The sequence below is a fragment of the Kitasatospora sp. NPDC002543 genome (assembly GCF_053594915.1).
Window position 1 is genome coordinate 1 of sequence record NZ_JBSFWR010000001.1, and the last position, 20,722, is coordinate 20,722.

At 73.4% G+C, this 20,722-nt stretch carries 17 protein-coding genes; 9 read left to right on the forward strand and 8 right to left on the reverse strand.

Going from position 1 to position 20,722, the window contains the following annotated elements:
* The first annotated feature begins 541 nt into the window (after positions 1 to 541).
* Positions 542 to 1,036 (forward strand): hypothetical protein, encoded by a 495-nt coding sequence (locus ACWD4P_RS00005; RefSeq protein WP_359829697.1) that lies wholly within the window; start codon positions 542 to 544, stop codon positions 1,034 to 1,036.
* A 6-nt stretch (positions 1,037 to 1,042) separates the two neighbouring features.
* Here ACWD4P_RS00005 and ACWD4P_RS00010 read toward each other — a convergent pair whose 3' ends face one another.
* Positions 1,043 to 2,488, reverse strand: a complete 1,446-nt coding sequence (locus ACWD4P_RS00010) for a BTAD domain-containing putative transcriptional regulator (RefSeq protein ID WP_449778054.1) — start codon at positions 2,486 to 2,488, stop codon at positions 1,043 to 1,045.
* 131 nt (positions 2,489 to 2,619) lie between these two features.
* Here ACWD4P_RS00010 and ACWD4P_RS00015 point away from each other — a divergent pair, with 131 nt between their 5' ends.
* Together ACWD4P_RS00015 and ACWD4P_RS00020 are read left to right on the forward strand one after the other, a co-directional pair.
* Entirely contained in the window at positions 2,620 to 5,538 is a 2,919-nt protein-coding gene (locus tag ACWD4P_RS00015) for an AfsR/SARP family transcriptional regulator (RefSeq protein ID WP_449778055.1), read from the forward strand.
* 133 nt (positions 5,539 to 5,671) lie between these two features.
* Complete coding sequence (locus ACWD4P_RS00020; protein ID WP_449778056.1) at positions 5,672 to 6,568, forward strand: CAP domain-containing protein; 897 nt, start codon at positions 5,672 to 5,674, stop codon at positions 6,566 to 6,568.
* Positions 6,569 to 6,586: 18 nt separating this feature from the next.
* On the opposite strand, the gene ACWD4P_RS00025 is transcribed toward ACWD4P_RS00020, so the two are convergent.
* Positions 6,587 to 6,997, reverse strand: a complete 411-nt coding sequence (locus ACWD4P_RS00025; protein WP_359829701.1) for an endonuclease domain-containing protein — start codon at positions 6,995 to 6,997, stop codon at positions 6,587 to 6,589.
* Between the two features lie 368 nt (positions 6,998 to 7,365).
* Here ACWD4P_RS00025 and ACWD4P_RS00030 point away from each other — a divergent pair, with 368 nt between their 5' ends.
* The 3 genes from ACWD4P_RS00030 to ACWD4P_RS00040 all read left to right on the forward strand — a co-directional run bounded on the left by ACWD4P_RS00030 (position 7,366) and on the right by ACWD4P_RS00040 (position 9,818).
* The gene (locus tag ACWD4P_RS00030; protein WP_449778057.1) at positions 7,366 to 7,926 is read left to right on the forward strand and encodes an RICIN domain-containing protein; all 561 of its coding nucleotides are present in this window, start codon (positions 7,366 to 7,368) and stop codon (positions 7,924 to 7,926) included.
* Positions 7,927 to 7,989: 63 nt separating this feature from the next.
* Complete coding sequence (locus ACWD4P_RS00035; RefSeq protein ID WP_449778058.1) at positions 7,990 to 8,775, forward strand: GNAT family N-acetyltransferase; 786 nt, start codon at positions 7,990 to 7,992, stop codon at positions 8,773 to 8,775.
* A 335-nt stretch (positions 8,776 to 9,110) separates the two neighbouring features.
* The gene (locus tag ACWD4P_RS00040) at positions 9,111 to 9,818 is read left to right on the forward strand and encodes a hypothetical protein (protein ID WP_449778059.1); all 708 of its coding nucleotides are present in this window, start codon (positions 9,111 to 9,113) and stop codon (positions 9,816 to 9,818) included.
* Between the two features lie 48 nt (positions 9,819 to 9,866).
* On the opposite strand, the gene ACWD4P_RS00045 is transcribed toward ACWD4P_RS00040, so the two are convergent.
* Positions 9,867 to 10,586 (reverse strand): TetR/AcrR family transcriptional regulator, encoded by a 720-nt coding sequence (locus ACWD4P_RS00045; protein ID WP_449778060.1) that lies wholly within the window; start codon positions 10,584 to 10,586, stop codon positions 9,867 to 9,869.
* 339 nt (positions 10,587 to 10,925) lie between these two features.
* On the opposite strand from ACWD4P_RS00045, the gene ACWD4P_RS00050 reads away from it, so the two are divergent.
* The 3 genes from ACWD4P_RS00050 (at position 10,926) to ACWD4P_RS00060 (ending at position 13,569) form a co-directional block, all read left to right on the forward strand.
* Positions 10,926 to 11,384 (forward strand): DUF6542 domain-containing protein, encoded by a 459-nt coding sequence (locus ACWD4P_RS00050; RefSeq protein ID WP_359831584.1) that lies wholly within the window; start codon positions 10,926 to 10,928, stop codon positions 11,382 to 11,384.
* Positions 11,377 to 13,017, forward strand: a complete 1,641-nt coding sequence (locus ACWD4P_RS00055) for an LCP family protein (protein ID WP_449778061.1) — start codon at positions 11,377 to 11,379, stop codon at positions 13,015 to 13,017. The genes ACWD4P_RS00050 and ACWD4P_RS00055 overlap by 8 nt, the downstream gene beginning before the upstream one ends.
* A gap of 168 nt (positions 13,018 to 13,185) precedes the next feature.
* Positions 13,186 to 13,569, forward strand: a complete 384-nt coding sequence (locus ACWD4P_RS00060; protein WP_359827813.1) for a VOC family protein — start codon at positions 13,186 to 13,188, stop codon at positions 13,567 to 13,569.
* Between the two features lie 70 nt (positions 13,570 to 13,639).
* Here ACWD4P_RS00060 and ACWD4P_RS00065 read toward each other — a convergent pair whose 3' ends face one another.
* From ACWD4P_RS00065 to nuoN, 5 genes are all read right to left on the reverse strand, one after another.
* Positions 13,640 to 14,695 (reverse strand): 2-oxoacid:ferredoxin oxidoreductase subunit beta, encoded by a 1,056-nt coding sequence (locus ACWD4P_RS00065; RefSeq protein WP_359827815.1) that lies wholly within the window; start codon positions 14,693 to 14,695, stop codon positions 13,640 to 13,642.
* Positions 14,692 to 16,689 (reverse strand): 2-oxoacid:acceptor oxidoreductase subunit alpha, encoded by a 1,998-nt coding sequence (locus ACWD4P_RS00070; protein ID WP_449778062.1) that lies wholly within the window; start codon positions 16,687 to 16,689, stop codon positions 14,692 to 14,694. The genes ACWD4P_RS00065 and ACWD4P_RS00070 overlap by 4 nt, the downstream gene beginning before the upstream one ends.
* Positions 16,690 to 16,963: 274 nt before the next feature.
* Positions 16,964 to 17,626 (reverse strand): response regulator transcription factor, encoded by a 663-nt coding sequence (locus ACWD4P_RS00075; protein ID WP_359827817.1) that lies wholly within the window; start codon positions 17,624 to 17,626, stop codon positions 16,964 to 16,966.
* Between the two features lie 149 nt (positions 17,627 to 17,775).
* A complete protein-coding gene (locus ACWD4P_RS00080) occupies positions 17,776 to 18,786 on the reverse strand; it encodes a polyprenyl synthetase family protein (protein WP_359827819.1) in 1,011 nt (336 codons plus the stop codon).
* Between the two features lie 310 nt (positions 18,787 to 19,096).
* Positions 19,097 to 20,719 (reverse strand): NADH-quinone oxidoreductase subunit NuoN, encoded by a 1,623-nt coding sequence (gene nuoN / locus ACWD4P_RS00085; RefSeq protein WP_359827828.1) that lies wholly within the window; start codon positions 20,717 to 20,719, stop codon positions 19,097 to 19,099.
* Positions 20,720 to 20,722 lie beyond the last annotated feature (3 nt).

The window sequence follows — 20,722 nt, forward strand, 5'->3', positions numbered from 1 at the left end:
CACGCTGTTGAGTTCTCAAGGAACGGACGCTTCCTTCGGACCGCCTTCCAGCGGACCCTCCGGGCTTCGTTCTTTCGTGTTTCCAGCTTATCAGATGTTTTCCGCTCCGTTTCCGGGGCTTCGTTCATCCAACTCGCCGGTGTCTTCCGGGGTTTGACGCCCCGTCCGACGTTTCAAACTCTAGCCGATCCCCGCTCCGAAAAGCGAATCCGACCGCAACCCGATAAAACGAGCACACCGAATAAGCACCAGGCCGCGACGCGAAAACGACGAAGCGACCCGGCCAGAACCGGGAAGTGGTGTTTCAAGGGATTGGCCACCCCGGGACCGTCCGCGCGGCTGCGTGTCCGGTGCTCCCTGTCAGGCGACTAGGAGACAGTACTCCTACTCCGGGCCCAAGCCAAATGCCCCGGGCCGGCCCGCACGCCTCAACGGCGGCGTTCATCGTTTGTCTACCGCGCTCCGCCACGCTCATGCCCTGACGGCGCCCCGAGACCCGGTGGGCGCGAACGCACGAGAGAACCACGAGGTACACGGGGACATGAAGACGACGACGGCCCTCCGCACGATCGCCCTGGCCACCGCCACCACCGCACTCGCCGTGGCCGGGACGGTGGCCTCGACCGGTACCGCGGAGGCGGCGATCGACCGGCAGTCCGACTACGTCTCGATCTGGGACGACGAGCCGCTCTACCCGGGCTGGTACATCGAGTCCGGCGCCACCCGGGCGATCATGCAGACCGACGGCAACTTCGTCGTCTACCAGTTCGGGACCCAGGTCAAGATGGCCACCGGCACCGTCGGCTGCGGCTACAAGGCCGTCATGCAGGTCGACGGCAACTTCGTCGTCTACTCCGCCAACGGCTCCCCCTGCTGGCACACCGGCACCCAGGGCCACCCGCACGCCAGGCTGACCGTCACCACCGGCGGCACCTCCGGCGTCTACTGGGGCGGCGGCATCATTCCGCGCCTCGCCCACTCCGCCAACACCGGCCCCGGCCCCGGCTCGGTCTATTTCTCGTCCGACCTCTACTGAGGAGCCCTACCGGCTCGGCCTCCCAGGCCCGTCCCCCCGGAGGGCGAGCCAGCGCACCAGGTCGGCCACCGACCACTGCGGCCGGGCGGCGAGCCGCTCCGCCGCCGTCCGCAGCAGGACCGGCAGGTGGCCGCAGAGCGCGGCCACCTCGGCCACCGCCTCCGGCTCCCGCCGGACCCGGTCCGCGCCGGCGATCCGGGCCAGCAGCTCGTAGGCGTCGTGCGGCTCCAGCGGTCCGACCGCCAGCCGTACGGCTCCGTCGGGCAGCGCCCCCGGTTCGGCGCCCGCCACCACCGCCGCGCAGCCGGCCACCGCCGGCAGCAGCACAGCCGGCTCGGCCACCCCGTCGAGCAGGACCAGCACCCGGCGCCCGGCGAGCAGCCCGCGGTAGCGCGCACCGAGCTCGTCGATGCCCGCGTCCGCCGCCGGCCGGTCCCCGAGCGCCCGCAGGAAGCCCGCGAGCACCGCCTTCGTCCCGCCGCCTCCGGCGTACAGTCGGCCGTCCGGGTAGGCGTCCTGGACGGCGTGCGCCACGTGCACCGCCAGCGCCGAGGCGCCGCAGCCCGCCGGCCCGGACAGCCCGAGCACGGGCGACCCCGGTGACCGCAGCACCCGCTCCGCCTCCCGCACCTGCCCCGCCCGCCCGACCAGGTCGGGGATGTCCGGCGGCAGCTGGCTCGGCCTCGGCAGCCGCCGCAGCAGCACCGGGGCCTCGCCGCGCCGGATCTGCTCGGCCAGCTCGACCAGCGCCGGGGCCGGTTCGAGCCCGAGCTCCCCGTCCAGCCGCTCCCGCAGCGCCTCGTACCCCGCCAGCGCCTCCGCCGTCCGTCCGCAGCGGTGCAGCGCCAGCAGGTGCAGCCGGTGCAGTTCCTCGTCCTGCGGATGCTCGGCGGCCAGCCCGGCCAGCGGCTCCAGCGCCTCGGCGTGCCGGCCGAGCGCGAGGTCCAGGCCGAGCAGCGTCTTCACCGCCGCGAACCGGCCGGCGTCCAGCCGCTCCCGGACCCGGTCCGCGAACGCCCCGGGCACCCCGTCCAGTGCCCGCGGCCCCTCCCAGGAGCCCAGCGCACGCGCCAGCGACTCCCGTGCCCGGAGCGGGTCCTGGTGACGCAGCGCGACGGCCTCGGCCACCTCGGCCTCGTAGCGGAACAGGTCCACCGCGGTCCGCGGCGCCTCCAGGCGGTAGCCGCCGGCCGCCCCGACCAGCACTCCGGGCTCGCCCAGGGCGCGTCGCAGACGGTGGACATGGGTGCCGATCTGCCCGACCGGGTCCTTCGGCCAGCGGGCGTCGTCCGCCCCCCACAGGTCCTCGACCAGGCGATCCGTCGGCACCAGCTGCCCCGGCGGAATCAGCAGCGCCGCGAGCACGGCCCGCTGCTGCGGTCGGCCGAGGTCGAGCTCACGACCGTCCTGCCGGGCCCGCAGCGGCCCCAGCAGGCTGAAAACGAGCCCCACAGCCCACCCCTCGAAGCCCTCGATCCGGTGCACAATCTGTGACAGAGCATAGGCCGCCGGGGTATGGGGGCCCCGCCGTCCGGACGGAACTGGCGGGATCCCGGCACAGAACGACTCTTCGGGGACGGGACATGGGTGACATGGGGGGATCCGGGCTGCGGTTCGGACTGCTGGGACCGCTGCGGGCCTGGTGCGGCGAGCGGGAACTGGAGCTGGGCCGGCCGCAGCAGCGGGCCGTGCTCGCCGTGCTGCTGGCCGCCGCCGGGCGCACGGTGTCCGTCCCGGTGCTGGTCGAGGGGGTGTGGGGCGGAGCCGCGCCGGCCGATCCGCGGAAGGCCGTCCAGCTCGCCGTCTCCCGACTGCGCGCCGCTTTCCGGCCGTACACCGGGGAGGACCCGGAGCTGATGCCGCTGGTCCGGGTCGGAGACGGCTACGCGTTCCGGGCACCCGGCGCCGAGCTGGACGCCGCCGACTGGGAGGCGCTGGTCGCCGAGGCCGGACGGCTGCGCGAGTCGGCGGCGCCACCGCAGGAGGTGCGGGAGGTGCTGCGGCGCGCCCACCGGCTGTGGGTCGGCGAGGCGCTCGCCGGACTGCCCGGGCCGCACGCCGAGGCCGTCCGCGCCCGCCTCACCGAGCAGCGGATCTCGGCCAAGGAGACGGAACTGGAGCTGGACGCCGACCTCGGCGACCGCACCGACCTCACCGCGGCGATCGCCGCCCTCGCCCTGGAGTACCCCGGCCGCCCCCGGCTCACCGCCGTCCTGATGCGCGCTCTCTACCAGGCCGGACGCAAGGCCGAGGCGCTCGCCGTGTACGAGGACGCCCGCGCCGCACTGCCCCCCGGCGAACGCGCCCCCGCCGAGCTCCAGCTGCGCATCCTGCGCGAGGACGCCGCCCTGCTGCCCGCGACCGCCACCGCCGCCGCCGAGCCCGCCGCCGACACCTGGCGGGCGCCCGACCAGCTCCCCTCCGGCCTGCCCGACTTCACCGGCCGCACCGAGGAGGTCGAGGCCCTCACCGACCGCCTCGCCGGCGCCGGCGGGCGGGCCGTCGTGATCTCCGCCCTGGACGGCATGGGCGGCGTCGGCAAGACCACTCTCGCCGTGCACGCGGCCCGCCGGGCCCGCGACCGCTTCCCCGACGGACAGCTCTTCGCCGATCTGCGCGGCGCCGACCGCACCCCGCCCGACCCGGGCACGGTGCTCGCCGGCTTCCTGCGGGACCTCGGCGTGGCCCCCGGCGAGATTCCCCCGGACACCGGGGAGCGCAGCGCCCTGTACCGCTCCGCCCTGACCGGGCGGCGCGTCCTGGTCGTCCTCGACAACGCGGCCACCCCCGCCCACGTCGAACCCCTGCTGCCCGGTTCCCCCGGCTGCGCCGTGCTCGTCACCAGCCGCCACCGGCTCACCGGCCTGCCCGGCGCGCACCAACTGCGCCTGGACACCCTGCCGCCCGGGCAGGCGCTGGAGCTGCTCGCCCGGATCGTCGGCGCCGAGCGGGTCGCCGCCGAGCCCGCGGCCGCCGAGGAGGTCGTCCGGGCCTGCGGGCTGCTGCCGCTCGCCGTCCGCATCGTCGCCTCCCGGCTCGCCGCCGACCCGGCACTCACCCTCGCCACCCTCGCCGAAGGACTGCGCCGGGAGCACCGGCTGGCCGAACTCAGCGACGGCGAACGGACGGTGGAGGCCAGCTTCGCGCTCTCCTACCACCGCCTGGACGTCGAACTGGCCCGTGCGTTCCGGCTGCTCTCCCTGCCCGACGCCCCCGACATCCCCCTGCCCTGCGCCGCCGCCCTGCTCGACCGCAGCGAGGCCGAGACCGACGAACTCCTGGAAACCCTCGTCGACCTCAACCTCCTGCACTCCCCCCGCTTCGGCCGGTACGGCTACCACGACCTCGTGCGCGCCTACGCCCGCGCCCGACTCTCCGCCGAGGACGGCGCCGCCGCGCGCACCGCGGCCACCGGGCGGCTGCTCGACTTCTGCCTCGCCACCGCCCGCAACGCCGACCTCGCCGCCCGCAAGCCCGACCCGGTCGAGCTCAGCCTGCTCGACGTGTCCGTGGCCCACCCCGGCCGGCCCGTCCCGGACGGCACCGAGGCCGTGCGCTGGATGCGCGAGCAGGCCGAGGTGCACGCCGCCGTCATCACCCTGAGCTGCGCCGACCCGGCCCTGCCGCTCGACCGCGCCGCCGAACTCGCCGACCGGATGAGCTCGGTGCTCGCCGAACGCGCCCAGACCACCGTCATCGCCGACCTCGCCGAACGCCTCGCCACCGAGGCCGAGGCCCGCGGCGACCTCGGCCCGCTCGCCCTCGCCCGGTACGTGCGCGGTTCCATGCTCTGGCACGTCAACCGCTACGCCGAGTCCGCGGCGGAGGTCCACCGGGCCGTCGAGGTCTGCGCCACCGCCGGCACCGACCGGGTCCTCGCCAAGGCCCTGCTCACCCTCGGCGGCAACGCCCGCGTCCACGGCCGCTTCGCCGAGGCCGCCGAGCACGCCGGCCGCGCCGCCGGGCTGTTCCGCCGCTTGGAGGCCGGGCGCTCCGAGGGCAGCGCGCTCGGCGAGTTCGCCTTCAGCTGCGCCCGGACCGGCCGGCTCGACGAGGCCCGGGCGGCCGCCGAGCGCAGCGCCCTGCTGATGAGCCGCTCCGGCCCGGTCTCCGCCGCCACCGGCCGCTACTACCTCGCCCGGGTGCTGCGGCTGTGCGGCGACCCGGAGGAGGCGCTCACCCACGCCGTCGGCGCCCGCGACGAGTTCACCGCCCTCCAGGTCACCGTCTTCGCGGCCGCGGCCGGCGATCTCGCCGCCCGCATCCACGCCGAGGCCGGCCGCTGGCTGCTCGCCGTCGACGCCGCCGAGGCCGTCCTCCCGCTCGCCCGCCGCACCAGCGCCGCCCTGGAGGCCGCCCTGCTGCGCACCCTCGGCACCGCGCTCACCGGCCTCGGCCGCCCGAGCCAGGCCCGAGCCTGCCTGACGGACTCCCTGGAGGTCTACGAGCGGCTGGGGCTCGCGGAGGAATCGGCGCAGGTCAGGGCGGAGCTGGAGCGGTAGACGGGTGGTCAACGGGCGCCTGGGCTACGCGCGTTGACCACCCGTCTACCGCAGTGCGGAAACGTCTCTCCCGTCAGGCCCCGGACCGCGGCGATCGCGGCCCGGGGCGGCACCACAGACGAGAGGCGCAACCATGCCCACGCTCCCCCAGCACGGTCAGAACTGGACGCTCAAGTCCGCCAACGGAACCGTCGCCGACGTCCGCTCCAGCCAGACCGCCGCCGGCACCGCCGTCCAGTCCTGGGGCCCCAACGGCACCACCGCCCAGAGCTGGACCTTCTGGGCCAAGGAGAACGGCAGCTTCCTGCTGGAGACCCTGCTGACCACGGGCAAGCACCCCGGCGGCCAGGCCATGGTCATGGACTACAACTACTCCACCGGCCAGACCTGGCTGTACAACGAGCACAACCAGCCCAACCAGCACTGGTGCTTCGAGCCCCTCGACAACGACTGGGTCCGGATCCGCACCACCCGCACCGACGACGGCATGCTCTTCCTCACCGCGGCCGCCCCCGGCTCGCCCCTCACCCTGGCCAGGCAGGACGACGGCAACCCGGCACAGCGCTGGCAGCTCGTCCCGGCCGGCGGCGTCAGCGGCGGCGGCCAGCAGCAGCCCCAGCCGCAACCGCAGCCCCAGCCCGACGGCGGTGACTTCCGCACCGAGATGCTGAACTCCGTCAACGCGGAGCGCGGCCGGGTCGGCGCCCCGCCGGTGCGCCTGGACGACCGCCTCAGCGCCGCCGCCCAGCGCCACGCCAACGACATGGCCTCGCACGACCTCACCCAGCACAACGGCACCGACGGCAGCACCCCCTGGGACCGCATCGCGGCCGCCGGCTTCGTCTCGCGCGCCTCCGCCGAGAACGTCACCCCGGGCAACAGCGTGCCGGAGGCCATGCAGATGTGGATGAACAGCCCGGGCCACCGGGTGAACATCCTCAACCCCGACTACAACTTCATCGGCATCGGCTACGCCCCCCGCCGGCGCGGCAACTGGGGCCGCTACGTGCAGACCTTCGGCATGGTCTGATCCCTCGATCGGGAACCGTCACCGGACGGTCCGGAACCGAACGGCCGGCGGATCGGAGAGGTAGCCGTTCAGCAGATCAAAGGTGCGGAGCTGCTGCGGGAGCCGCTCGTACCAGGCGAGTCCGGAGCTGTTGCACGAGTTGCACACGATCCCACGCACACAGCGTCCGCAGGATCCCGACGACGCGGGACAGCACCCGTGGTCGTGATCGACGTGCCAGACCCCCTTCCCTCCGGGCTCCGTGCGTCCGCATATCGCGCACCGGCCGCCCTGGAACTCGAACAGCCCGGTGTACTCCTCCCACGAGAGCCCGTAGCGCGACCTGATGTGGAGTTGTTTCCGGTAGTCACGAGTGCATTCGGTGCACTTGCAGAGCAGACCCTCGGGCGCATGGCCGCCGCCCGCCACGACCTCACAGGCCGCGCTCACCGGGCCGACCCGACACACGCGAAGTGGTTTCAGTTGCCCGTCACGATGCTGCTGGAGCTGGTGGGGCTTGCACAGTGAGCCCGTCTCCGCGATCAGTCCGCACCCCGGGTAGCCGCATGCGGCACGTGCCCTCTTGCGCCGCACCGGACTCAGCCGCACGCCCCGCTTCAGCTGGGCGTAGTGGGCTGCGCACAGACTCCGACGGGTTCCAGGCCGATCGCATGCAGGACCGACGCACATCTTCTGAGCCAACGAAGCGTCCTCCGGGTTCCTTCGCACCTCAGCCCGACACGGCCGACGGTACCCAGGAGGTCTGACACAACACGACCGGCCCCACCTCACACCCCACCAGAAGAAGGAGCACACCGATGAGCACCACCACCCGTACCCGCAGGTTCCTCGCCTCGTTGGGCGCCGTCACGGCCGTCGCGGGGGCAGTCGTGGCCGGCGCGCCGGCCGCGCAGGCGGCGAGCTGCGAGCTGCCGCCCACCGTGGAGGCGCCGGCCAAGGTCTACAACGGCGTCACCGGCGTCCTCGACCTGCCGTACAACAACGAGGCCAACGGCCAGTGGATCCAGGTCTACTCGCCCAACGACCTGTCCGCCGCCCAGAGCTGGACGCTCTGGGGGTACTGCGACGGCACCACGGCCATTCAGCACTCCTCCTCGACCAAGGTCGTCGACCTGGAAACGCCGACGGGCTACAGCCGGCTCCAGGACACCCCCGGGGGCGCGGACGGCCTCAACCGCCCGGCCGGCGATTGGATGCCGGCCAGCCAGAAGTGGCGGCTGACCGACGCGGACCGCGGCTGGTACCTGATCCGCAGCGCGGCCACCGGGCAGTGCCTCGCCTCCGACGGCATCGGCCACGCCACCAGGACGGTCCCCTGCGACCCCGCCGCCCCGGCCCAGCGCTGGCTGCTGCGCTGACGGGCCACCGGGCCGGGTCCGCTCCCCGACACCGGGGGGCGGACCCGGCCTATCCTCGTCCGCGTGCCCCTCACCAGCCTGCACGACCGCGCCGGGCTCGCCGCCCGGTTCCGCACCGACCCCGCGCTGCACCTCTTCGAGCTCGGCGACCTGGACGACGTCCTCTGGCTCAACACCACCTGGTACACCACCTCCCCGGACTCCGGGGACGGGCCGGTCGCGCTGCTCTACAGCGGCGGGGACACCCCCGTCCTGCAGGCCTTCGCCCGGCCCGCCGGAGTGCCGGCGATGGAGGCCCTGCTGCGCGACCTCCGCCCCTTCCTCCCGCGCCGTCTCGTGGCCGGGCTGCCGGAGGGCGCCGAGCGGGCCCTCGCGCCCGACTACGCGGTCGAGCGCCGGACCCCGCTGCTGCGGATGCTCCTCACGGCGGAGCTCCCGGCCGGGACCGCCCACGGAGCCCTGCCGTTGGGGCCCGGTGACGCCGACGACGTCCGCGCCCTGCTGGCCGAGTCGTACCCGGATTCCTGGTTCGACCCCCGGATGCTGGCCGGCGGCGGCTACGTCGGGGTCCGCGCGGGCGGCCGGTTGCTGGCCGTCGCCGGGGTGCACGTGCACTCCCCCGCGCAGCGGGTCGCCGTGCTGGGCAACGTCACCACCCACCCCGACGCCCGCGGCCGCGGTCTCGCCCGGTCCTGCGTCACCGCGCTCTGCCACCACCTGGCCGCCACCACCGACCACCTGGGCCTGAACGTCCGCACCGACAACGCCCCGGCCGTCCGGCTCTACGAGCGGCTGGGCTTCACCACCGCCGCCACCTACAACGAGCTGGTGCTCGCCGCGGTGTCCTGACGCCGTCCCGGGGCCCGTCCCGGGGCCCGTCCCAGGGCCCGTCCCAGGGCCCGTCGGGAGGATCGCGGACGACCGGTCACCGCTCCCCCACGGGCCCCTCACCCGGCCCGCACCAGTGCCGCACAGCCCCCGCACCACCCGACGGAGCGCGTCTCGCCGCCCCCGGCCCGCTGGTTGATCACGACTCGATATCCCTTGTCACAGCCGCGCGAGGGACTCGTCACGACAACGTCAGGGCGACGCCGAATCCGTGGCCCCGGACGTTCGCGCCGCGCTATGAACGTCCCTCAGGAGGACCACCGACACCGGGGGTCCGCAACCACGGGGGACATCACGTGAAGCCCATCCGCAGCAGTCGCCACGCCCTGGCCCTGGCCTCGCTGGCCGCTGTCGGCGCGCTCACCCTGACCGCCTGCAACGACGACGCCGCGTCGTCCGACACCGCGACGACCCCGCCGGCGACCGGTGCGCCCGCCACCAAGGCCGCCTCGCCGAGCGCCGCGGCCACCACCCCGGCGGCCTCCGGTTCGGCCGCCGCCCCGGCGGGCGGCGCCGCCTCCGGTACGGCCGCCGCGCCCGCGCCGGCCGGCAGCGCCCCGGCGGCCGGGACCACGCTGAAGCTCGGGGAGGCCGCCACCATCCCGTTCAGCTCGGGCAGCACCAAGGGCACCATCGCGCTCGCGGTCACCTCGATCGAGAAGGGCGACCCGGCCGACCTCGCCTCGCTCAACCTCGGCGACAAGGCCAAGGGCCTGGTGCCGTACTACGTCCACTACAGCGTCACCAACGCGGGCGGCACCGACCTCTCCTACACCAGCGTCAACCACATGAAGGGCCTGCTGGCGGACGGCACCGAGGCGCAGGAGCTGATGGTCATCGGCTCCTTCCCCAAGTGCAAGAGCGAGTCGCTGCCCAAGGGCTTCACCAACGGCCAGTCCGCCACCTCCTGCGCGGTGGCGATGTCCCCGGAGGCGTCCAAGGTCGCGGGCGCCGAGTACTGGGGCGAGCCGTACACCCTCGGCAAGGGCCTGAACTGGAAGTGATCCGTACGGACTCCGGGCGGGGCGGCAGGGTGCCGCCCCGCCCGTGGTTCACCCCCCGCTCGCGGGTCGGGGGGTGCCGTGGATCCGCAGGAAGGCGTCCACGCCGACCGCCGCGATCCGCCGGACCTCCGCGTCCGCCACCGGGAGCGCTCCCCAGAAGGAGCGCTCGGCGATGCCGTGGAAGGTCAGCAGGGTGAACCGCTCGGCGGCGAGGGCTGCGTCCTCGGCCACCAGCAGCCCGCGGTCGGCGAGCGCCCCGAAGCACCGCGCGAGCTCGCGCCGGCGGGCGATCGGACCGGCTTCCTGCCAGGCTTCCAGGACGTCCGCCGGGATGTTGGCCACCTCGGCCCGGATCGCCCGGTCGAGCGCCCCGTGGTCCTCGTAGTCCTCGTGGTCCCCGTGGTCCTCGTGGTCCTCGTGTGCCTTTGCCCCGCGATCCCCGGTTTCCCCCGCCGACAGCACGGCGCGGGCCCGCTCGACGGCGAAGTCGGTCAGGCCCTGGCGCAGGTCGGTCACCCGGTCGAGGTGCTCCGCCGTCAGTGCCCGGATCCGCTCGGTCAGTTCCGCCGAGCTCTGCAGGGCCACCGACAGGAAGAGGGTCTCCTTGTCCGCGAAGTGGTTGTAGACCGTCCGCTTGGACACCCCGGCCTCGGCCGCGATGGCGTCCATGCCGGCCCGGACGTACCCCTCCCGCCCGAAGACCGTGGTCGCGGCCCGGGTGATCGCCCTGCGTTTCTCCGGCCGTCCCGCTCCGCCCGTGGTCGCCACGGTCCTCTCCTCCTCCGCCGGCGCGTCGTCCGGCCCGCTCGGAAACCGTCCGGCCGGGTTCGTCCGGGGCCACGACGAACCCGGACTTGCCACCGAACAGGCGTGCTCTATGCTGCGTACGACTTCTACACCCGTGTAGAGGTGAAACGGAAGCGTCCCTCCCCGACCGCGGGGCGGCCGGGTCCGCGAGGAACCGGCCGGCCGGATACCGGCGTCCGGAACGGCAGCGCCACGAACGGACTCGCGGACCGACGGAACAAGGAACCGAAGGGCCGGCCGACGGGACCGGGCGCACGCGCCACGGCGGCGCGCGGAACACGGGAACACCGGGGTGAGGGTGTGGCGGGGCAGCGAGGACGGTCCAGCGACCAGCGGACGCGCCGACGGGCGGCGGACCGGCCGGTCGGACACCCACGCCCGCTGCCCGGCGGCCCCGCACTGCCCGCGGCCCTCGCCCTCGGGCTGCCGCTGGCCGGCGCCGCGTTCGACGAACTCTCCGGCTCCGGCCCGGGTCCGGCCTTCGCCGCGGCCGCCGTGCTCGGCACCGGCCTGGCGGCGGCGTTGAGCGGCCGCAACGGCTGGTGGTGGGTGCTCGCCGCCTCGCCGCTGGTCGTCCTGGGCGTGACGGCCGTCGTCGAACTGGCCGCCCACCGCGACCGGTACCGGGGCAAGGGCCTGGCCACCGGCGCCGCGAAGTGGGTGGTGCACGGCTTTCCCGTGATGGCCGGGGCCGCGGTCGCGGCCGTCATCGTGATCGCGGTCCGGCTGGTCCGGGCGAGGAGGAGGCAGCATGGCTGACAACGCCGGGACCGACGGCGGCGGCGCGGCCCGCCGCCCCTCCCCCCTGCTGGTGGCGGGCCGGGTGCTGGCCTGCACCGTCGGTCTGGCGGTGTTCGCCGCCAGCGGGGTGGTCTGGTACGAGTACAAGCAGCTCACCGACGGGATGACCACCTCCGGTGTGATCGCCGAGACCAAGAAGGACGCGCCCAAGCACCTCGACAACTCGGTCAACCTGCTGCTGATCGGCCTGGACAGCCGCAAGAACATGGACGGTTCGGACATCGACCCGGCGTTCGTCCAGGACGAGCTGCACGCCGGGCACAGCTCCGACATCGGCGGCTACAACACCAACTCGCTGATCCTGCTGCACATACCGGCGAACGGCGGCAAGGTGCAGGCCGTCTCGATACCCCGCGACGACTACGTGATGACCTACAACGCCGACGGCTCCCAGCTGGGCATGGCCAAGATCAAGGAGGCCTACGGCGCGGCCAAGGACAAGGCCGACCCCGGCCTGCGCGCCAAGGGCCTCAAGGGCGCCGATCTGGAGAAGGCCGGCCGGGACATCGGCCGCGCGGCCACCATCCGCACCGTGCAGAAGTTCCTCGACCAGCCCATCGACCACATCGCCGAGGTCAACCTGATGGGCTTCTACGACATCGCCAAGGCCCTCCAGCCGATCGAGGTCTGCCTCACCCACGACACCAAGGACCCGGCCATGGAGGGCCAGGGCTCCGGCGCCGACTTCCACAAGGGCATCAACAAGCTCGACGCCTCGCAGGCGCTCTCCTTCGTCCGCCAGCGTCACAACCTCGACGGCCCGGACGGCAACACCGGCGACTTCGCCCGCACCCACCGCCAGCAGGCCTTCATATCCTCCGTGGTGCACAACCTCAAGCAGAAGGGCGTCATCGGCGACCTGGGCAAGATGCAGGAGCTGATGGGCGTGATGCAGAAGGACCTCGTCATCGACAACGAGTGGAACGTCCTCGACTTCGCCCAGCAGGCCCCCAACCTCACCGGCGGCAACGTCGAGTTCAACACCCTGACCTTCGACGGGTTCGGCACCAGGAACGGCCAGGACGTCAACCTGGTGACCCCGGCGAAGGTCCAGAAGGTGGTCAAGCAGCTCTTCGGCTACGCCGACGCCGCCCCGGCCGCCGCTCCGGCCGACCCTGGCGGCGCTTCCGCCGCGCCCGGCGCCCAGGCTCCCGCCGCCCCGCCGGCCGCCACCACGCCCCCGGCCGTCGCCGGGCCCGTCACCGTGGACGTCTACAACGCCTCCTCGGCCGCCGGGGTCACCTCCGCCGCCGAGGCCAAGGCCCTCGCCGGGCTGGGCTTCAAGGAGGGCCGCACCGGCCCGGCCGCCACCCGGCCGAAGACCACCACCGTCACCTACGGCAAGGGCGCCAAGGAGGCCGCCGGGCAGGTCGCGGCCCGCTACGGCGTGACCGCCACCGAGTCCGCGGCCACCGCCGCCGACCACGTCACCGTGACCCTCGGCACCGCCTTCACCGGCGTGGCCGCCGACCAGCCCGCGGCTCCGGCCGGCGCCGCCCCCGGCGCCCCGGCCGACCCGGCCGCCGCGCTGCCCATGCAGGGCCCCGCCGTCGACGCCCAGTCCGACGGCGGGATCCCCTGCGTCTACTGACGCGCACCGCACCGGCCTCCGAGGGAGGCTCCCCGCCCGGGGAGCCTCCCTCCGCCGTTCCCGGCCCGGAGGGGTCTTCGCGGAAACCCCTGGCGCAATTCTCCGTACTATGTATAGTGTACTGCGTACGGGATAACCGCCCGGGCGCTGACGAAAGGGTTCTCCGCCTTGCAGATCACCAGGACCGCCGTCTCCCTGACCGTCGAGGACGTCACCACCTCCGCCGCCTTCCTCCAGCGGCACTTCGGCTACACCGAGGAGATGTCGGCCGACGGCTTCGTCTCCCTCGGACACCCGGGCGGCGGGGTCGACGTCGTCTACCTCCGGCGCGGCCTCGAAGTCCTGCCGGAGGAGCAGCGCCACCGGACCGCGGACGGCGTCGCGCTCGCGTTCGTCGTCGAGGACATCGCCGCCGAGGAGCGGCGACTGCGCGAGGAGGGGGTCGTGATCACCCTGCCGCTGCGCGAGGAGCCGTGGGGCGAGAAGATCTTCCAGGTCGCCGACCCGAACGGGGTGGTGATCGAGCTGGTCGAGTGGGCCGAGAAGCAGTGAACGAGCGATAGAACGACGACGGCGCCCCCGTCCCGGCCGGGACGGGGGCGCCGTTCGCGCCGGTGGACGGTCAGTCCACCGTCCAGGTGTCGCCGCCGGCGAGCAGGGCGGCAAGGTCGCCCCGGCCGCTCCGGGCCTCGGCGGCGGCCAGCTGCTCGGCCATCAGCTCGTCGTAGACCGGCCGCCGGACGTCGCGCAGCACACCGATCGGAGTGTGGTGCAGGGTGTCCGCGTCGGCGATCCGGGAGAGCGCGAAGGCGGTGGCGGGGCCGGCCGCGTGGGCGTCGTGGACCAGGACGTCCGCCTCGTTCGCCGCGGTGACCGGGGCGGTGAACAGCTCGCCGTCCGGGCCGCGGAAGACGCCGTTCGCCAGGTCCGCGCCGAAGCGGACGGGCTTCCCGTGCTCCAGCCGGATCAGCGCCTCGTCGCGGCTGCCGGCGTCCTTCAGCACCTCGAAGGCGCCGTCGTTGAAGATGTTGCAGTTCTGGTAGATCTCCACCAGCGCCGTTCCCTCGTGCTCGGCGGCCGCCCGCAGCACCGACTGGAGGTGCTGGCGGTCCGAGTCGAGGGTGCGGGCGACGAAGGTGGCCTCGGCGCCGATCGCCAGCGACAGCGGGTTGAACGGCGCGTCCAGCGAGCCCATCGGGGTGGACTTGGTGATCTTGCCGAGCTCACTGGTGGGCGAGTACTGCCCCTTGGTCAGGCCGTAGATACGGTTGTTGAACAACAGGATCTTCAGATTGACGTTCCGCCGCAGGGCATGGATCAGGTGGTTGCCGCCGATCGACAGCGCGTCGCCGTCACCGGTCACCACCCAGACGCTCAGGTCCTGGCGCGCGGTGGCCAGCCCCGTCGCGATCGCCGGCGCCCGGCCGTGGATCGAGTGCACTCCGTAGGTGTTCATGTAGTACGGGAAGCGCGAGGAGCAGCCGATGCCCGAGACGAACACCGTGTTCTCGCGCTTGATGCCCAGCTCCGGCATGAAGGACTGGACCGCCGCCAGGATCGCGTAGTCCCCGCAGCCCGGGCACCAGCGCACCTCCTGGTCGGTCTTGAACTCCTTGGCGCTCTGCGGCCCTTCGGCCTTGGGAACCAGCCGCAACGACGGGAAGGCGTGCTCGCTCACCGGTGGTCCTCCTCGTCCAGGGTGCCGATCGCGGCCGACAGCACGTCCGCCAACTGGGCGGCCTTGAAGGGCAGTCCGCGCACCTGGTTGTAGGACTCGGCGTCCACCAGGTACTTCGCCCGCAGCAGCAGGGCCAGCTGGCCCAGGTTCATCTCGGGAACGATGATCTTCTCGTAACTCCGCAGCACCGAGCCCAGGTTGGCCGGGAACGGATTGAGGTTGCGCAGGTGCGCCTGCGCGACCTCGCCGCCGTCCGCGCGCACCCGGCGCACCGCGGCGGTGATCGGCCCGTAGGTCGAGCCCCAGCCGAGCACCAGCACCCGGGCGTCGCCCGTCGGGTCGTCCACCTCGACCGGCTTGACCGTGATGCCGTCGATCTTGGCCTGCCGGGTGCGGACCATGAAGTCGTGGTTGGCCGGGTCGTAGGAGATGTTGCCGGTGCCGTCCTGCTTCTCGATGCCGCCGATCCGGTGCTCCAGACCGGACGTGCCGGGCAGCGCCCAGGGCCTGGCCAGCGTCCGCGGATCGCGCAGGTACGGCCAGAAGGCGCCGTCCTCGCGGTTCGGACCGGTGGCGAACGCCGGGTCGATCTCCGGCAGTTCGTCGACGGCGGGGATCCGCCACGGCTCCGAGCCGTTGGCCAGGTAGCCGTCCGAGAGCAGGAACACCGGCGTGCGGTAGGTGACCGCGATCCGGGCCGCCTCCAACGCGGCGTCGAAGCACTCCGCGGGCGTGGCCGGGGCGACGATCGGCACCGGCGCCTCGCCGTTGCGGCCGAACATCGCCTGCAGCAGGTCCGCCTGCTCGGTCTTGGTCGGCAGGCCGGTGGACGGGCCACCGCGCTGGATGTCCACGACCAGCAGCGGCAGTTCGAGCGAGACGGCCAGGCCGATCGTCTCGGACTTCAGCGCGACCCCCGGCCCGGAGGTGGTGGTCACCCCGAGCGCGCCGCCGAAGGCCGCGCCCAGCGCCGCGCCGATCCCGGCGATCTCGTCCTCCGCCTGGAAGGTGCGCACCCCGAAGTTCTTGTGCCGGCTCAGCTCGTGCAGGATGTCCGAGGCCGGGGTGATCGGGTACGAGCCCAGGTACAGCGGAAGGCCCGAGCGCTGCGCCGCGGCGATCAGCCCGTAGGACAGCGCGAGGTTCCCGGAGATGTTGCGGTAGCGCCCGGCCGGGAGCCTGGCCGGCGGCACCTCGTAGGAGACGGCGAAGGACTCCGTGGTCTCGCCGAAGTTCCAGCCCGCCCGGAAGGCGCTGATGTTCGCCTCGGCGATCTGCGGCTTCTTGGCGAACTTGGTGCGCAGGAACGACTCCGTTCCGTGCGTGGGCCGGTGGTACATCCAGGACAGCAGGCCCAGGGCGAACATGTTCTTCGCCCGCTCCGCGTCCTTGCGGGCCAGGCCGCTGTCCTTGAGCGCCTCCAGGGTCAGCGTGGTCAGCGGCACCTTGTGCAGGTGGAAGCCGTCCAGCGAACCGTCGGTCAGCGGGTCCGCCGGGTAACCGACCTTGGCCAGCGCCCGCTTGGTGAACTCGTCGGTGTTGACGATGATCTCGGCGCCGCGCGGCAGGTCCGGCAGGTTCGCCTTCAGCGCGGCGGGGTTCATCGCGACCAGTACGTTCGGGGCGTCGCCCGGGGTCAGGATGTCGTGGTCCGCGAAGTGCAGCTGGAACGAGGAGACACCCGGCAGGGTGCCGGCGGGCGCCCGGATCTCGGCCGGGAAGTTCGGCAGCGTGGAGAGGTCGTTGCCGAAGGACGCCGTCTCCGAGGTGAACCGGTCACCGGTCAGCTGCATGCCGTCACCGGAGTCGCCGGCGAAGCGAATGATCACCCGATCGAGTCTGCGGATCGGCTTGCCCGGCTTCACCGGAGGGCCGCCCGGGGCGGGCGGTCCGGCGGGCGCCGCGGAACCCGCCCGCACGTCGCCGCTCCCGGCGCGGGCCTCGCCGCCGTCCGGGCCGTCCACTGCTTCTGACTGATCGACCTGACTGGTCACTGCCGCGGACCTCCTCGTGGGCGCACCACCGCGGGCGCGGCCCCGTGCCCCGTCCGCCTGGTGCACCTCTCGCATCCTATGTGGGCCGACACGACGGCGGCCGGAACCACGGCAGGTATTTCACCGGCCCGCAGCTGCACCGCACATGGGTCAACGTCCGCCCGCCGGAGATCATTCCGGCTCGGACGGGCGGGCGAGGGCGTTCACGGGCGCGTGGCCGAGATGCGCTCCCGGGGCGCGCGCCCCCGGGAGGCGGGCGGCGGGTCCGGAGGCGTCAGGAGTTGAGGTAGGTGAGCACGGCCAGCACCCGGCGGTGGTCCTCCGCGCTCTGGGCCAGGCCCAGCTTGAGGAAGATGTTGCTGACGTGCTTCTCCACCGCGCCGTCGGAGACCACCAGCTGCCTGGCCACCGCGGCGTTGGTGCGGCCCTCCGCCATCAGCCCGAGCACCTCGCGCTCGCGCGGCGTGAGATTGGCCAGAACGTCGCCCTTACGGCTGCGGCTGAGCAGCTGCTGCACCACCTCGGGGTCCAGCGCGGTGCCGCCCTCGGCGACCCGGACCACCGCGTCGGCGAACTCGCGCACCTCGGCGACCCGGTCCTTGAGCAGGTAGCCCACCCCCCGGGTGGAGCCGGCCAGCAGCTCCGAGGCGTAGCGCTCCTCCACGAACTGCGACAGCACCAGCACGCCCAGCTGCGGGTAGCGGCCGCGCAGCTCCACGCAGGCGCGCAGGCCCTCGTCGGTGTGGCTCGGGGGCATCCGCACGTCGGAGACCACGACGTCCGGGAGCGCGTCGGCCGCCGCCAGGTCGTGGATGGTCTTCACCAGGGCGTCGCCGTCCCCCACCCCGGCCACGACCTCCAGGCCGCGGTCGGTGAGCAGCCGGGTCAGTCCCTCCCTGAGCAGTACGGAGTCCTCGGCGATGACGACGCGACGCATAACGACCTTCCCGGCAGGCGTGTGCTGACGGGAGTCAGTCTCCCCCATTCGGGGTCGTGCCCGAGGCCGGACCCGGAACCCCCGGGCCGGACCGCGTCGCGGCCCGGCGGACGGGACGGGCCCGCCGGCCCGGACGGCCCCGCCGGGGCTCACATGGTGCGGATCGCCACCGCGTCGCAGAGGCCTTCCAGCGCGGCCTTCGCCGCGCAGTCCGGCAGCGGGGCGAGCAGCGCCCGGGCCTCCTCGGCCCTGCGCAGCGTCTCGGCGCGGGCGCGCTGCAGCGCGGGGTGGGCCCGCAGCAGGCGCAGCGCCTCGGCGTGCAGGTCGTCGTCGGAGAGGTCCTGGTCGAGCAGTTCGCGCAGCCGGGTGTCGTCCGGGTCGGCCGGGTCGGCGGGCATCTGCTGCAGCAGCAGGGTCGGCAGGGTCGGCACGCCCTCGCGCAGGTCGGTGCCGGGCGTCTTGCCGGACTCGTGGCCGTCGCTGGCGATGTCGAGCACGTCGTCGGCCAGCTGGAAGGCGATGCCGATCCGCTCGCCGAACTCGCCGAGGGTGTCGACCAGCTCGCGCTCGGCACCGGCCATCAGCGCTCCTATCCGGCAGGAGACGGCGATCAGCGAGCCGGTCTTGCCCTCCAGGACGTCCAGGTAGTGCAGCAGCGGGTCCATCTCCGGACCGGGGCCGCGGGTCTCCAGGATCTGGCCGGTGACCAGCCGCTCGAAGGCCTCGGCCTGCATCCGCACGGCCTCCGGGCCGAGGTCGGCGAGCACCTGGGAGGCGCGGGAGAACAGGAAGTCGCCGGTGAGGATGGCGACCGAGTTGTCCCAGCGGGAGTTGGCGCTCGGCGCACCGCGGCGCACCGGGGCCTCGTCCATGACGTCGTCGTGGTAGAGCGTGGCCAGGTGGGTCAGCTCGACCACCACGGCGGCGGGCACCACACCGGGCGCGCCCGGGTCGCCGAACTGGGCCGCCAGCAGCAGGAGCAGCGGACGGAAGCGCTTGCCGCCGGCTTCGAGGAGGTGACTCGCGGTGACGGTGATGAACGGGACGTCGCTCTTGACGGCCTCACCGAGCGCCGCCTCCACCGCGTCCAGTCCGGCCTGGACGTCCCGGGTCAGGTCGCGGTCCTGCACGCTGAGCCCGAAGGGTTCCACGACGGTCACGAAGACCACTCCTCTGTCCCTGGTCGATCTAGCGGCCTGGTCCCTGAGTGCCGCCGCTGGCCATACAGGCAGGGTATCCGGTCGCGAGTGGATCACTGCACGGGCGTGCGGATCCTGTCATGATCGGGCCTGATGCCCTGGTCAGGACGGCTGCGCGGAGCGGACGGCGGTGGGGGCGAATTCGGTTGGAAATAAAGGTGGAAGAGCTCTCGGAACTCCCCCGGCCCCGGTTCCCGACAAAGACCCGTCCGGGCCGCGCGTACTGGGCGCGGCCCGGACGGGCCCTGGTCGGGAGCGGTGGGCGTAAAGATCAGCGCACGAACAGCGAGGCCTTGGACGCGAGGTCGAGGAAGTACTGCGGCAGCAGTCCGAGACCCAGCGTGACCAGCACCCCCACCCCGATCGCGGTCGCCGTGAAGGGGCTCGGAATCGCCACCGTGGGGCCGCCCGGCTGCGGATCCGAGAAGAACATCAGCACGATGACCCTGATGTAGAAGAACGCGGCCACCGCCGAGCTCAGCACACCGACGACCACCAGCGGGGTCGCCCCCCCGCTGGCCGCGGCCTGGAAGACCGCGAACTTCCCGGTGAACCCGGAGGTCAGCGGAATCCCGGCGAAGGCCAGCAGGAACAGCGCGAACACCGCGGCCACCAGCGGCGAGCGCCGCCCGAGCCCGGCCCAGCTGGACAGGTGGGTCGCCTCGCCCTTGGAGTCCCGCACCAGGGTGACCACCGCGAACGCCCCGAGCGTCACGAAGGCGTACGCCAGCAGGTAGAACAGCACCGAGGAGATGCCCTGCTTGTTGACGGCGATCACGCCGGTCAGGATGAACCCGGCGTGCGCGATCGAGGAGTACGCCAGCAGGCGCTTGACGTCCTGCTGGGTCACCGCGAGCACCGCGCCCACCACCATGGTGAGGATCGCGACGCCCCACATCACCGGGCGCCAGTCCAGCCGCAGGCCCGGGAAGGCCACGTAGAACAGCCGCAGGAAGGCCCCGAAGGCCGCGACCTTGGTGGCCGCCGCCATGAAGCCCGTCACCGGGGTCGGCGCGCCCTGGTAGACGTCCGGGGTCCAGGAGTGGAAGGGGACGGCGCCGACCTTGAACAGCAGGCCCACCGCCAGCATCGCCAGGCCGGTCAGCACCAGCGCGTCGCTCTGGGTGGTGCTCAGCTGCGCGGGGGTGGTCATCGCCTTGCCGGAGATGACGTCCCCGATGTCGCCGAGCCGCACGCTGCCCGCGTAGCCGTACAGCAGCGCGGTGCCGAACAGGAAGAACGCCGAGGCGAAGGCGCCGAGCAGGAAGTACTTGACCGCCGCCTCCTGGGAGAGCAGCCGGCGGCGCCGGGCCAGGGCGCACAGCAGGTACAACGGCAGCGAGAAGACCTCCAGCGCCACGAACATGGTCAGCAGGTCGTTGGCGGCCGGGAACAGCAGCATGCCGCCGACCGCGAACATGGTGAGCGGGAAGACCTCGGTGGTGGCGAAGCCGGCCCGGACCGCGGCCCGCTCCTGCTCGCCGCCGGGGGTGGCGGCGGCCTGGGCGGCGAACGCGTCCGCGGGCAGGCCGCCCGCCTTGGGCTCCAGCCGCCGCTCGGCGTAGGTGAGCACCGCGACCGCGGAGGCCAGCAGGATCACGCCCTGGAGGAACAGCGCCGGGCCGTCCATCGCGACCGTCTCCATGGCCAGCAGGTCGATCCGGGTGAAGCCGTGGCTCTGCGCGGCCAGCACCACCACGGCGACGAAGGCGCCGACCAGGCCGCCCAGGGCGAGCGTCACCTGGGTCCAGTGCCGGTACCGGCGGGGCACGAAGGCCTCCACCAGGACACCGGCCACGGCGGCCGCGAACACCACGAGCATCGGGGAGAGCCGGCCGTACTCGATGTGCGGCGCGGGGATGCCCGCGGTGTTGCCGCCGGCGGCGGCGAGCATTGC

Coding starts and splice junctions, on each gene's coding strand:
- nuoN (WP_359827828.1), bottom strand. CDS start 20,719: ATGCTCGCCGCCGCCGGCGGCAACACCGCGGGCATCCCCGCGCCGCAC.
- ACWD4P_RS00075 (WP_359827817.1), bottom strand. CDS start 17,626: ATGCGTCGCGTCGTCATCGCCGAGGACTCCGTACTGCTCAGGGAGGGA.
- ACWD4P_RS00020 (WP_449778056.1), top strand. CDS start 5,672: ATGCCCACGCTCCCCCAGCACGGTCAGAACTGGACGCTCAAGTCCGCC.
- ACWD4P_RS00005 (WP_359829697.1), top strand. CDS start 542: ATGAAGACGACGACGGCCCTCCGCACGATCGCCCTGGCCACCGCCACC.
- ACWD4P_RS00055 (WP_449778061.1), top strand. CDS start 11,377: ATGGCTGACAACGCCGGGACCGACGGCGGCGGCGCGGCCCGCCGCCCC.
- ACWD4P_RS00030 (WP_449778057.1), top strand. CDS start 7,366: ATGAGCACCACCACCCGTACCCGCAGGTTCCTCGCCTCGTTGGGCGCC.
- ACWD4P_RS00015 (WP_449778055.1), top strand. CDS start 2,620: ATGGGTGACATGGGGGGATCCGGGCTGCGGTTCGGACTGCTGGGACCG.